Raw genomic sequence first — 12,414 nt, forward strand, 5'->3', positions numbered from 1 at the left:
CATACACCACTATCTGACGTTCAACTACATCCCGGCGCCCTGGACTGCTTACGAGGGCGTGCGGCATGTCATGCCCGGCACGTGGCAGAAGTACAAGCGGGGCCGCCATGTGCAGACGCAGCGCTGGTGGTGCCTGGCGGATCAACGCGAGGAAGACTTTGAGTTTGGCGAGTGGGCCGAAGAGTTCATGGCGCTGCTCGACGACGCCACGCGCATTCGCCTGCGTGCCGACGTGCCTTTTGGCGCCTTTCTATCGGGGGGGGTGGATTCCAGCACCATTGTCGGCCTGATGGCGCGGCATGTGAAAGAGCCGGTCAAGACGTTCTGCATTGGTTTTGAAGATCCGCGTTACGACGAGTCCGCCTTTGCCATGCAGGCGGCTCAGCGTTTTGGCTGTGACCACACGATGGAGGTGGCTGAACTGAACATGCTGGATCAGTGGCCCCGTGTATTGCACCATCTGGACCAGCCGCATGGCGATGCATCCTTTATGCCGACGCTGCGCGTGAGCGAACTGGCGGCAAAACATGTCAAGGTGGTGCTGACCGGCGATGGCGGTGATGAGCTCTTTGCGGGCTACGACAAGTACGCGCAATTCTTCGCCCGCCACGATGCGCTGACCCTGCCGCAACACGCGTTCGAGCGCTCTTGTTTCGACAGCATTTCCCTTTTCGGCCCCGCCGCCAAGGCGGCGCTCTACCGGCCGGAGGTGCGGGCACAACTAGCCGGCATCGACAGCTTCCAGGCCGCGGCTACGCCCTGGTTTGAGGAAGCCCGGCACTTTGGTCGCATCAACCAAGCGCTTTATCTGGACATGCAGCTGCTGCTGAGCGGCAACAACCTGGTCAAGCCCGACCGGATGGGCATGGCCGCGAGCATCGAGGCGCGCACGCCCTTTCTGGACTGGCGGATGATGGAATTCGCCTTCCGCTCGCGCGGCGCCACGAAGCTCTCGGAGCAGGGCGACAAGAAGCACTGGTTCAAACGAGCCGCGGTGTCGCTGATCGGTGAGGACCTGGCGTTCCGAAAGAAACAGATGTTCACCGTGCCCATCGGTGACTGGTTCAAGGGCGAGCTGCATGGCTGGCTGCGTCGAAAACTGACAGACAGCGAGGTGATCGAGCAGTTGTTCGAGCCAGCCGTGGTTACCCGCATGCTGGACCAGCACCGCGACGGCAGCGGCAACTTCACGCGCGAGTTGCGTGCATTGGCGGCGCTGGCAATTTGGAAAAAAGCACTTCGAGCATGAGAGTTTTGCCACATTTTCGAAATCCAGACCGTCAACGCAGGGCATTCTTTGTCAGCTACGGGGCGAGCCATATCGCCAAGATCGCGCCGGTACTCAAAGAGTTGCAGCGCCATGGCGTTGAATGCCTTTTGCTGGCTCTCACAATCGGTCACCCGAAGGCCCGATCTATGGGGCTTGAACCTTTGGGCTATCGGGATTTCCTGCCGCTGCTAGGTCATAAGTCGGAGCGTGCTTTGAGCTGGGGTGATCAGCTGCTAGACGGTAATACACACCCCGAAGTGGAACTCGAAGAGACTCGCTGCTACCTGGGTATCAACTATCTTCAATTGGTTGACGCCCAGGGTGTTGCGGGCGCGCGGCGGCTATATCAGCAGCGAGGGCGCCAAAGTTTCATGCCGGTTGAATTCATGGGTCTTGTACTGGACGCGCTTCAACCCGGGCTGGTGGTGGCCACCAGCACGCCGCGCTCCGAAGAGGCCGCGATTCGCGCAGCCGTGGGTCGTGGCATCCCCACGCTTACCATGGTCGACCTGTTTGCGCCGCCGTCGGATCCTTTTCTGCGCAGGCCGGTGCAGGCGCAGCGCATCACCGTCATTGCTTCCGAGGTGCGCCAACGGTTTCTGGCCTGCGGCCTCGAACCCGATCAGGTGGTGGTCACCGGCAGCCCCGATTTTGACGAGCTGTTCGATCAGCAAGCGGTTCAACAGGCCCAGGCCTTGCGGGCCAAACTCGGTTGGCAGGGGCGCCAAGTGGCTTTGTGGGCTGGCATTCTGGAGCCCGGTCACAAAACCTTGCCCGGCGCCGAGTTCGGCCTGGCCGTGGAACGGTCTTTGAGGAATTGGGTTCAGAACACGCCGAACACTGGCCTGATCGTGCGCTACCACCCGAGCCAGTACCACGAGTTCCCGTCACTGGGACCCCAAGACGGCGTGTACCTCAGCAACCCGGCAACCGAACCGATCGCCCCTTTGCTGAACGCTGCCGACACCGTGATCCACCAGCTCAGCACGGTGGGCCTGCAAGCCGCCGTGCTGGGCAAGCGAGTCGTGCACCTGGGTTTCTCTGCCTGGGTCCAGAGCGCCGATTTCGACCTGGGCAGCCTGGGCCCCAGCGAACCTGCCGAAAGCCTCGAGAATCTTGCACACTTGCTCAACCAACCGCCGACACTGGCTGCTGATTGCACAATGTCGGTTCCCCCTGGTCCGGCAGCTCCCCGTGTGGCCCAAGTGGCCGTGCAACTACTGAACACGCCATGACGACCTCACTGACCGAAGAAGAGATCCGCCCGAAAGACCTGATGGCAGGCCAAAAGATCGCTGCATTGACCGACGTGGGCCGCCTGCTCACGCGCTGCAGCGAGTTCATCGAGGTGGACTGCCCGGCCTGCGGTACCGCGAATCGCGTGGCCCGCTACAGCAAGAACGGGCTGCGGTACGTGGAGTGCGAGGCCTGCCAGACCCTTTATGTGTCGCCCCGCCCCACATCGGAAGTGCTTGCCTGGTTCTATCGGGACTCGCCCAACTACGCCTACTGGAATGCGCACATCTTCCCGGCCACCGAGGCATCGCGGCGCCAGCGCATCTTTGTTCCCAGGGTCGACCGCCTGCTGGATATCTGCACTCGGCACCTGAAACGGACCGATTCGCTGCTGGAGGTCGGTGCAGGGTTCGGCACCTTCTGCGCAGAGCTCAAGTCGCGCCAGGTTTTCCAGCGCGTTGTGGGTGTCGAGCCCACGCCAGGGCTGGCTGCCAGCTGTCGGGAGCGCGGCATCGAAGTGATTGAAAAGCCCATTGAGCAAGTGGCCTTGCAACCGGCGGAATTGTTCGATGTGGTGGCCAGCTTCGAGGTGATCGAACACCTGTTCAGTCCGCTGGACTTTGCCCAGCAGATGGTCCGCCTGCTCCGCCCTGGCGGTTTGCTGCTGCTGACCTGCCCCAACGGCCAGGGATTTGACGTCGAGACGCTGGGCCCTGTCAGCGACACGGTCGATCACGAGCACCTCAACTACTTCAACCCGTCCTCGCTGCAAAGAATGCTGCAGCGCGTGGGCCTGGAGGTGCTGGAGTCTTTCACGCCCGGTTTGCTGGACGCCGAACTCGTGCGCAACAAGGTGCTCGAAGGCGCGTTCGATCTGAGCGATCAGCCGTTTCTCAAGAAGGTGCTGATCGACGATTGGGCGCAGCAAGGCCAGGCGTTCCAAAGTTTCCTGATGGCGCAAGGTCTTTCGTCCAATCTTTGGGTCGTCGCGCGCAAGCCCGCCTGAGCCATTGCCATGTCCCATCCCGCCAACACGCCATCAGTAGCGCAACGCACGGTCACCCTGGTGGACCTGCAGATTCAAAACATTCTGTCGGTCACGCATGCACTCACCCTGGTGGGTGCCAAGGTGGTAGTGGCCCGCGATGCGGCCGCCATCGCCGACGCCGACCTGCTGGTGCTGCCGGGGGTGGGCTCGTTTTCCGAGGCTTCGCGACGTCTGTTTCAAAGTGGCTTGGCTGGAGCGATTCAGCGCCACGCGCTGGAGCGCCAGCGTCCGGTGGTGGGCTTTTGCCTGGGCATGCAGTTGTTGGCCGACAGGGGGCTGGAGCACGGCGAACACCCGGGTCTGGGACTCATACCGGGGCAGGTCGTCAAACTGCAAGAACGGCCGCCTGAGCACCGCGTGCCCAACGTCGGCTGGCGCACGGTTCGGCTCAAGGGACATGCAACCATGGCGCTGCCCTTCGAGATGGACGACGCCGATTTCTACCATGTGCACAGCTACCACTTCGAGGTCAAGACACCATCGCATTGCATGGGCACAACGTCATTCGCTGGCACGGACATCGCCAGCATCGTGGCGCAGGGTCGCGTACTCGGTACTCAGTTCCACCCCGAGAAAAGCCAAGAACCCGGCCTCAATCTCTTGCACGCCCTGGTGCGCCATTTCCGGTAACCGAACATGAAACGCCTCATCCCGGTGCTGCTGCTCAAAAACGGGCTGATCGTGCGCAGCCAACTGTTCAGTATCCACCAAAGCATCGGTAACCCCATGCACACGGTGCGACGACTCTCCAACTGGAACGTCGACGAGCTGATCCTGCTCGACATCTCCACCGAAGACCGCCACGACCTGCGCCGCGACGACCTCCAGGTGCAATACCAGGGCAGCACCTTGCTGGGCTTGCTGCCTGAGATTGCCAAACTGTGCTTCATGCCACTAGCCGTTGGCGGCGGCATTCGAGACATTGAGGCCATGCGCGAACGTTTTGCTGCCGGCGCAGACAAGTGCGTGATCAACTCCGAAGCGGTGCGCAACCCCGCTCTTCTCACCGAGGCCTCTCAGGCGTTTGGAGCCCAGGCCGTGGTGGCCAGCATCGACGTGCTGCGACATCCCGATGGCCGAATGGAGGTCATGATCGACGGCGGCAGGACGCCTACCGCGTTGGACCCGGTGGCCTGGGCGCGCGAATGCGAACAACGGGGCGCTGGCGAGATCATGCTCAACTCGGTGGACCGCGATGGAGCGGGCATCGGCTACGACCTCGCATTGGTGCGGTCGGTCACCGCCGCTGTGTCGATTCCTGTGATCGCTTGCGGCGGCGTCGGCACATACGATGACTTTGTGCCCGCTTTGAATGAAGCCGGTGCCAGCGCAGCGGCGGCGGCCAACATCTTCAACTTCTACGAACTGGCGTACCCCCACGCCAAACGCACTTGCATCGACGCTGGCGTTGCCATGCGGCCCGTTCAACTGTCCAACAAGTGGTTTGCGCGCGAGCCGCAATACGACTTTCAAATCGAAAAGTCCAAGCTCGACACGCGACTGAGCAATGCTCGTCAAGGTCTCTTTACAGCGGCGCGAGACCCGCGAGAGCGAAAGATGCGCTGGTGTACCCAGTGTCTGTACCCGTCGCTCAGTGCCACACCCATGGAGTACGACTCCAAAGGTTTGTGCACAGGCTGCCAGATGGCGCAGATGAAGACCGATTTCGCGGTATCGGAGTGGGAACGCCGCGACACCATTTTGCGCGGGATTTTTGAAAAAGCCCGTTCACCCGACGGCAGGCGGCACGACTGCGTGATCGGCGTCTCAGGGGGCAAGGACAGCTATTTCCAGACCCATTACGTGAAGAACGTACTGGGCTACACCCCCTTGCTGGTGACCTATTACGGAAACAATTACACCCCAGAGGGCGAACGCAACCTGCGACGCATGGCCGAGGTGTTTGATGTGGATCACATCATCTACAAGCCCAGCGTGACCCTGCTGAAAAAGCTCAACCGGCTAGGTTTCCAGATTATGGGCGACATGAACTGGCACAGCCACATGGGCATCGCCACGCTGCCGATGAAGATCGCAGCTCTGCACAAGATTCCGCTGGTCGTCTGGGGGGAGCACGGTTATGCCGACCTGTGCGGGCAGTTTTCGATGAACGATTTCGTCGAGTGGAGCTACCGCAACCGCCTGGAGCACTTTGGTCGCGGCTACGAGTGGAATTACATGGTGGGCTTTGAAGGCATCACCGAGGCCGACATGGTGCCCTACCAGTACCCCAGCGATCAGGAGTTGTTTGATCTGGACCTCAAGGGCATCTACCTTTCAAACTTTGTGCCGTGGGACGGCAACGCCAACAGCAAACTGGCTTCGGAGTTGTATGGGTTTGAGACCGGCGACACGCCATTCGAACGCACGTACCGCCGCGCATCCAACCTGGATGACATGCACGAGAATGGCGCGCACGACTACCTCAAGTACGTGAAATTCGGCTACGGACGCTGCACGGACCACGCCTCGAAAGACATTCGAAGTGGAGTGCTCTCGCGTGCCGAGGGCATTGCCTTGGCTAGACATCACGACCCACTCAAGCCTTCCGATGTCCAGCGTTGGCTGAGTTATGTGGGGATGGATGAGTTGACCTTCGATGCCATCGCCGATACTTTTCGCGACCCGCGGGTCTGGTGGTTTAACGGCGGCTGGAAGCGGCACGAAATCAGTGAGTAGTTCGATGGTGACGCACTCCTTTCTCCAACTTCGACGGGCTGTTCAGACATGCTGACCCAGTCAACCATCCTCGTTACTGGGGGCACAGGCTCCTTTGGTCACACGTTTGTGCCCATGACGCTAGCGCGCTATAACCCGCGCAAGCTCATCATCTATTCGCGCGACGAGATGAAGCAGTGGGAAATGGCCAAGCTTTTCCAAGGCGACGAACGCGTGCGATTTTTTATCGGCGATGTACGTGACCGAGAACGCATGTACCGAGCGTTGGATGGGGTGGACTACGTGGTGCACGCCGCTGCTACAAAGATTGTGCCCACGGCGGAATACAACCCTTTCGAATGCGTAAAGACAAACGTCAACGGTGCCATGAATGTCATCGATGCATGCATCGACCGGCGTGTCAAGGGCGTGGTGGCGCTGTCTACCGACAAGGCCAGCAGTCCAGTGAACCTCTACGGAGCGACCAAACTCGCTGCTGACAAGTTGTTCGTGGCCGGTAATTCCTACGCTGGCGTAGACGGTTGCAAGTTCTCGGTGGTGCGCTATGGCAACGTCATGGGCTCACGCGGTTCTGTCATCCCTTTCTTCCTTACACAAAAGGGCAAAGGCTCACTACCCATCACCGACCTGCGCATGACACGCTTCATGATCACGCTGGAACAAGGTGTAGAACTGGTCTGGCACGCGTTCGAAGACATGGAGGGCGGTGAGATCTACGTCAAGAAGATACCTTCGATGAACGTGACCGACATCGCGCGTGCCGTCGACCCTGATGCTCAGCACACCATCGTAGGGATCCGACCGGGCGAGAAGCTGCACGAGCAGATGATCAGTTCGGAGGATGCACACTACACCTACGAATATCCCGAGCACTTCAAAATACTGCCTGCCATCCATAGTTGGCACGAGGACTTCAAACGCATCAAGGACGGCCAGCGCGTGCCCGAGGGCTTCACTTACGCCAGCGACAATAACACCGAGTGGATGAATGTACTTGCCTTGCAGACTTGGATTGCCCAGCACCAAGACAAGATTGGCCGCATTTGATTGCAGTCAGCGCCATGGACTTCATCCCTTACGCCACTCAGTCGATCAACGATGACGACCTAGCCGCCGTGCGCGAGGCGCTGACTTCGGGCTGGCTGACCCAGGGTCCAGCCGTGCCCCGTTTTGAGCAAGCGTTCGCGCAACGCCACGAAGTTGCCCATGCGGTGGCAGTATCGAACGCCACCGCAGGCCTGCACATCGCCTGTCTGGCGCTGGGCGCGGGCCCAGGCAAGACGGTTTGGACTAGTCCTAACAGCTTCGTCGCTTCGTCCAACGGTGCGCTGTACTGCGGCGCTAGCGTGGACTTCGTAGATATTGACCCGGTCACCCGCAACATGGGCGTGGCCGCACTGAGCGAAAAGCTGGAACAGGCTGAACGTGACGGTTGCTTACCCGCCATTGTGATCCCGGTACACTTCAGCGGCATGGCCTGCGACCTCGTGCCCATGCGGGCGCTCGCCGACCGCTACGGTTTCAAGATACTGGAAGATGCTTCGCATGCAGTGGGCGCTAGTTATAACAACCAGCCCGTGGGTAGTCGCTACGCCGATGCCAGCGTGTTCAGCTTCCACCCGGTCAAGATCGTGACCACTGGTGAAGGCGGTATGGTCACCACCCAGGACGCGGCGCTTGCGCGCCGCCTGCAGCTGCTGCGCTCGCACGGCATCACTCGCGAACAGAGTGAGCTGCTTCACCCAGATACTGGCGCATGGCACTACGAACAGCACAGCCTGGGCTTCAACTACCGAATGACGGACATCCAGGCGGCGCTGGGTCATTCTCAGCTACAGCGCATCGAAGGCTTCCACGCTGCCCGCGAACGCTTGGCGAAGCGCTACGACCAGCTGTTGGCCAATCTACCCTTGCGGTTGCCTGCGCGGGTACCTGGCCCTGGTACCACCGCCCGCTCGTCCTGGCATCTGTACGTGGTGGAGGTGGTGCCCGGTCCCACTGTCCCCGATCGCGCGACCGTGTTCGCCCGCCTGCGCGAGGTAGGCGTTGGCGTCAACGTACACTACGAGCCGATCCCGCTGCAGCCCTACTACCGCGGTTTGGGCTTCCACTCCGGCCAGTTCCCGGCAGCCGAGGCCTACGCCGCGCAAGCCCTGTCTATCCCGCTCTATCCGTCCTTGACCGATCCGCAGCAGGACCGTGTGGTTGCGGCCTTGACGGTGGCCCTTCAGGCATGACTACGCTGATCATCGTGCAGGCGCGCATGACTTCGACCCGGCTGCCGGGGAAGGTTCTGCTGCCGCTGGCTGGCGAACCGATGCTCACGAGGCTAGTCGAGCGGCTGCGCCGGGTGCAGCGCGCCGACGGCATTGTCGTCGCGACTACTTCCAACGCGTCCGACGATCCCATCGCTGCGCTGTGCACGCAGCTGGGCGTCCCCTGCCACCGCGGCAGCGAACACGACGTACTCTCGCGCTACGCAGATGCGGCGCGCCTGCACGCCGCCGACGTAGTAGTTCGTATCACGTCCGACTGTCCGTTGATTGACCCAGCGCTGGTCGACCACGTGATCGCCGCATATGAAGAGCGTTGCAGCGACTACGCGTCCAACATGCTGCCGCCCACTTGGCCGTATGGCATGGCAGTGGAGGTGTTCAGCTCCGCCGTGCTGGCCCAGGTTCACGCCGATGCAATTCAAGACGCCGAGCGTGAGCATGTCACCCCTTTTATTTACTGGCATCCGGATCGCTACCGTCTGCACAATGTGGTCAGCCCTGTGGATCTGAGCCACCACCGTTGGACTGTGGACACGCCAGAAGACTACGAATTAGTGTGCCGCTTGTTCGATACGCTTTACCCCATACTCCCCAACTTCAACCAAGACGATGTATTGAAGTTGCTGTTTGCGCGTCCTGACTGGATGGCGATCAACCAGCACATTTCACAGAAGCTAGTCATCAAATCGGGCAACACGAGAGGCAGCCCGAGTGTTCCTCCAAGGTTGCTTGCCGAGCCTGTTTCAAAGTGACGTCAGGTTTGTGCGCGTTCTGCAGAGCAATGGCCCGCGCAGCAGCCCTTAGCACTGAGCTTGTTCTCGATATTCTCCCCGTACAGCTCGGCCATTGGGATACTGGATGTATGACTGCCATGGTGAATTTGACTGCGCATCAAGTCCTCACGGCGCACAATGGCCAGCGAGCTGTTGGCAGCGCATTCGCGGCTGAAGGAATCTCCCCTTTTTTTGTAGTAACCGAAGCTGCGGCCCCAAGGGATCAGCGCATCACCGATCGCCCTGATGGGGGGCGGCAGTAGGATGAGTCGAATCGCTATCCGCGTTGATGCATCGGCGGTCATTGGCACCGGCCATCTAAAGCGCTGCTTGTCTCTCGGGCAGGCGCTGGCTGAAACCGGCGCACAAACGCGCTTCATCTGCCGCCCGCTGGATGCGGTGGCCGGTCAAGTGTTGGCCACGCAAGACGTGGCTGTGCACTGGCTGCCAACGCCCAGCGACCAGTTCACGCCCCCTGTATGTGCGGCGGAGCACGTGCAATGGGCGTGTGTAAGCGCCGACGACGATGCACTGCAGACCGCCGAGGCCCTGGGCGATTGGCAACCCGACTGGGTCGTTGTGGATCACTACGCCTTCGACGCCCGCTGGCACGATGCGGTACGCAAGGCACTGGGCGGCCGCCTGCTCGTGATCGACGACTTGGCCGATCGCCCAATTGCTGCCGATGCACTGCTGGACCACAACTGGGACGCAGACCACCAAGCAAAATACGCTGATCAGTTGCAGCGCGCCCCGGTATGGCTCTGCGGACCACGGTTCGCGCTGCTATCGCCTGTCTACCAGCGTGCACCCCGCTACTATCCGCGCGAGTCGGTGCATAGCATCGGGATCTTTATGGGGGGAACCGATCCGGACGGCATCACGACCCGGGTGCTGTCCGCCTGCCGGTCTGTCGGGTTCACTGGTCCCGTGGAAGTAGTGTCTACCTCCGCCAGCCCGTATCTGCCCGGCTTGCGGCGAGCCTGCATGACGGACAGCGGCACCACCCTCACACTCGACGAGCCCGAGCTGACGGCGTTCTTTGGGCGCCACGATCTGCAGATCGGTGCGGGTGGCGGCGCCACGTGGGAACGTTGCTGCATCGGCGCTCCGACGATCGCCTTGGTGCTGGCCGCCAACCAGTTGATAGTCGTGCCGGCGCTGGACCGCCTGAGCGCGCTGCGCGCGGCACGGCTCGACAACACCTACGGCGCAGCAGACCTGCCCACCCTGACCGAGGCCCTGCACCAGCTGCTGTCCGATGCCGCCGCGCGCAACGCCCTGGGCCAGCAGGCCACCACCCTGGTGGACGGTCGCGGCGCACAGCGCGTGGCGCTGTCTCTGCTGGGCGAACGCCTGAAACTGCGGCCCGCTACGCTTGACGACGCCCGATTGCTGCACAGCTGGCGCAACCACCCATCGGTGCGCGCCGTCTCGGCCACAAAGGATCCGATCACCTTCGAGGCCCACGAGGGCTGGATGCGAGCCGTGCTCGCTGATCCCGCGCGCTGGCTATTCGTCGGCGAGGTCGGTCACCTGCCGGTGGGCAGCATCCGCTTCGATCGACTGGACAGCGGTCCCCTGGACGTCTCTCTTTACCTGGACCCTGAGCTGCAGGGGCTGGGACTGGGTCGGCGTCTGTTGGCCGCGGGCGAGCAGGCCATCCGGGCCCGGCAATCGGAGGGCATCACCGTCAACGCCAGCGTGCTGCCCGGCAACAGCACTTCACAACAACTCTTTGAAGCCGGTGGTTACCGCTGTCGACCCCTGCAGTACCTAAAGTCGATCGGCCCGCTGCCGGGCCCCACGGAGACAGCACTATGAAGATCCTCGACCGCGAGATCGGCTCCGGACAACGCCCCTATCTGATCGCCGAGATGTCGGGCAACCACAACCAGTCGCTTGAACGCGCGTTGGCGATCGTGGACGCCGCGGCAGCCCACGGCGCGGATGCCATCAAGCTGCAGACTTACACAGCCGACACCATGACGCTGAACCTGCGCACGCCCGGATTCGTGATCGACGATCCGAAAAGCCTGTGGGTCGGCCGCCAGCTCTATGAGCTCTACCAAGAAGCGCACACGCCTTATGAATGGCACGCTCCCATTATGGAACGTGCTGCGCAACAGGGCGTGCACTGCTTCAGCACGCCGTTCGATTTCAGCTCGGTGGATTTCCTCGAATCGCTTAACGTACCTGCCTACAAGATCGCCTCGTTCGAGAACACAGACCTACCCCTGATCCGCCGCGTGGCCGCCACTGGCAAGCCCATGATCATGTCCACCGGCATGGCCACAGCCAGCGAGATAGACGAGGCCGTGCGCGCTGCCCGAGACGCCGGCTGCAGCGAGCTGGTGCTGCTCAAGTGCACCAGCACCTACCCCGCCACCGCCGCCAATACCAATATCTCCACCATTCCGCACCTGCGCACCCTGTTCGACTGCGAGGTGGGCCTGTCCGACCACACCATGGGCTGCGGCGTCTCGGTGGCGGCCACTGCGCTTGGTGCGACGGTGATCGAAAAACACTTCACCCTGTGCCGCGCCGACGGTGGTGTGGATTCGAGCTTCTCGATGGAACCGCAGGAGCTGCGCCAGTTGCGCGAGGAAACCGAACGCGCCTGGCAGGCAGTCGGCCAAGTCAGCTACGGCCCAACCTCGGCCGAGATCCAGTCCCTCGCCTTCCGCCGCTCGCTCTACATCGCGCGGGACCTTAAAGCCGGCGAGGTACTCACGCGCGACAACCTGCGCTGTGTGCGGCCCGGCTTTGGCCTGCCGCCGAAACATTTGGATATCCTGCTCGGTCAGTGCATCGGCCGTGACGTGACCGCCGGCACGCCCATGGCTTGGCGGCTGTTGTCGCCGGAGCTTACTGCATGATGGGCGCGCCTACGCGCTGGCTTCAGCTGCCGATGGACCTCCTGCTCATCGCGATGTCTTGGTGGCTTGCCTTCTGGCTGCGCTTCAACCTGGACACTCCCGACGAGTTCCAGACCATGACGCTGCAGACCCTGCCCGCGCCATTGCTGTCCTACGGCACCAGTCTGCTTCTGTGGCGGGTTTACCGGCACATCTGGCGTTACACGAGCGTGGCAGAGCTCACGCGCCTGATCTATGGCGTGGTGTTCGCTGG

At 61.7% G+C, this 12,414-nt stretch carries 11 protein-coding genes and 1 pseudogene; 11 read left to right on the forward strand and 1 reads right to left on the reverse strand.

The features are described 5' to 3' along the window. The 8 genes from QE494_RS11195 to QE494_RS11230 all read left to right on the forward strand — a co-directional run. A partial coding sequence (locus tag QE494_RS11195) for an asparagine synthetase B (RefSeq protein ID WP_300043356.1) occupies positions 1-1,249 on the forward strand: 1,249 nt, incomplete at its 5' end. Next, positions 1,225-2,505, forward strand: a complete 1,281-nt coding sequence (locus QE494_RS11200; protein ID WP_300043358.1) for a hypothetical protein — start codon at positions 1,225-1,227, stop codon at positions 2,503-2,505. The genes QE494_RS11195 and QE494_RS11200, both read left to right, overlap by 25 nt. Continuing rightward, positions 2,502-3,512 carry a class I SAM-dependent methyltransferase gene (locus tag QE494_RS11205; RefSeq protein WP_300043361.1) on the forward strand — a complete coding sequence of 337 codons (1,011 nt, stop codon included), beginning with the start codon at positions 2,502-2,504 and terminating at the stop codon, positions 3,510-3,512. Before QE494_RS11200 ends, QE494_RS11205 begins: the two co-directional genes overlap by 4 nt. 9 nt (positions 3,513-3,521) lie before the next feature. Continuing rightward, positions 3,522-4,184, forward strand: a complete 663-nt coding sequence (gene hisH, locus QE494_RS11210) for an imidazole glycerol phosphate synthase subunit HisH (protein WP_300043364.1) — start codon at positions 3,522-3,524, stop codon at positions 4,182-4,184. A gap of 6 nt (positions 4,185-4,190) precedes the next feature. After that, complete coding sequence (locus tag QE494_RS11215; RefSeq protein ID WP_300043366.1) at positions 4,191-6,233, forward strand: N-acetyl sugar amidotransferase; 2,043 nt, start codon at positions 4,191-4,193, stop codon at positions 6,231-6,233. 48 nt (positions 6,234-6,281) lie between these two features. After that, positions 6,282-7,280, forward strand: coding sequence for a UDP-N-acetylglucosamine 4,6-dehydratase (inverting) (gene pseB, locus QE494_RS11220; protein WP_300043369.1), 999 nt, complete (start codon positions 6,282-6,284; stop codon positions 7,278-7,280). A 14-nt stretch (positions 7,281-7,294) separates the two neighbouring features. Next, positions 7,295-8,470: a UDP-4-amino-4,6-dideoxy-N-acetyl-beta-L-altrosamine transaminase gene (gene pseC, locus QE494_RS11225; protein WP_300043371.1), complete on the forward strand. Its 1,176-nt coding sequence runs from the start codon at positions 7,295-7,297 to the stop codon at positions 8,468-8,470. Beyond that, positions 8,467-9,261: a glycosyltransferase family protein gene (locus QE494_RS11230; protein WP_300043373.1), complete on the forward strand. Its 795-nt coding sequence runs from the start codon at positions 8,467-8,469 to the stop codon at positions 9,259-9,261. Before pseC ends, QE494_RS11230 begins: the two co-directional genes overlap by 4 nt. A 2-nt stretch (positions 9,262-9,263) precedes the next feature. Here QE494_RS11230 and QE494_RS11235 read toward each other — a convergent pair whose 3' ends face one another. Continuing rightward, positions 9,264-9,587: a hypothetical protein gene (locus QE494_RS11235; protein ID WP_300043376.1), complete on the reverse strand. Its 324-nt coding sequence runs from the start codon at positions 9,585-9,587 to the stop codon at positions 9,264-9,266. A gap of 25 nt (positions 9,588-9,612) precedes the next feature. Between QE494_RS11235 and pseG the strand changes: the two genes are divergently transcribed. The 3 genes and pseudogenes from pseG to QE494_RS11250 all read left to right on the forward strand — a co-directional run. After that, the gene (pseG, locus tag QE494_RS11240; protein WP_300043378.1) at positions 9,613-11,106 is read left to right on the forward strand and encodes a UDP-2,4-diacetamido-2,4,6-trideoxy-beta-L-altropyranose hydrolase; all 1,494 of its coding nucleotides are present in this window, start codon (positions 9,613-9,615) and stop codon (positions 11,104-11,106) included. After that, positions 11,103-12,161: a pseudaminic acid synthase gene (pseI, locus tag QE494_RS11245; RefSeq protein WP_300043380.1), complete on the forward strand. Its 1,059-nt coding sequence runs from the start codon at positions 11,103-11,105 to the stop codon at positions 12,159-12,161. The genes pseG and pseI overlap by 4 nt, the downstream gene beginning before the upstream one ends. Next, positions 12,158-12,414 (forward strand): annotated as a pseudogene (locus QE494_RS11250) (hypothetical protein); the annotation flags it as partial. The gene pseI and the pseudogene QE494_RS11250, both read left to right, overlap by 4 nt.

It is taken from the genome of Ramlibacter sp. (assembly GCF_029866045.1).
Taxonomy (GTDB): Bacteria; Pseudomonadota; Gammaproteobacteria; order Burkholderiales; family Burkholderiaceae_C; genus Ramlibacter.

Bases quoted from the DNA above. Each gene is read 5' to 3' on its own strand.
- QE494_RS11205 (WP_300043361.1), top strand. From the start codon at position 2,502: ATGACGACCTCACTGACCGAAGAAGAGATCCGCCCGAAAGACCTGATG.
- hisH (WP_300043364.1), top strand. From the start codon at position 3,522: ATGTCCCATCCCGCCAACACGCCATCAGTAGCGCAACGCACGGTCACC.
- QE494_RS11215 (WP_300043366.1), top strand. From the start codon at position 4,191: ATGAAACGCCTCATCCCGGTGCTGCTGCTCAAAAACGGGCTGATCGTG.
- pseB (WP_300043369.1), top strand. From the start codon at position 6,282: ATGCTGACCCAGTCAACCATCCTCGTTACTGGGGGCACAGGCTCCTTT.
- pseC (WP_300043371.1), top strand. From the start codon at position 7,295: ATGGACTTCATCCCTTACGCCACTCAGTCGATCAACGATGACGACCTA.
- QE494_RS11230 (WP_300043373.1), top strand. From the start codon at position 8,467: ATGACTACGCTGATCATCGTGCAGGCGCGCATGACTTCGACCCGGCTG.
- QE494_RS11235 (WP_300043376.1), bottom strand. From the start codon at position 9,587: ATGACCGCCGATGCATCAACGCGGATAGCGATTCGACTCATCCTACTG.
- pseI (WP_300043380.1), top strand. From the start codon at position 11,103: ATGAAGATCCTCGACCGCGAGATCGGCTCCGGACAACGCCCCTATCTG.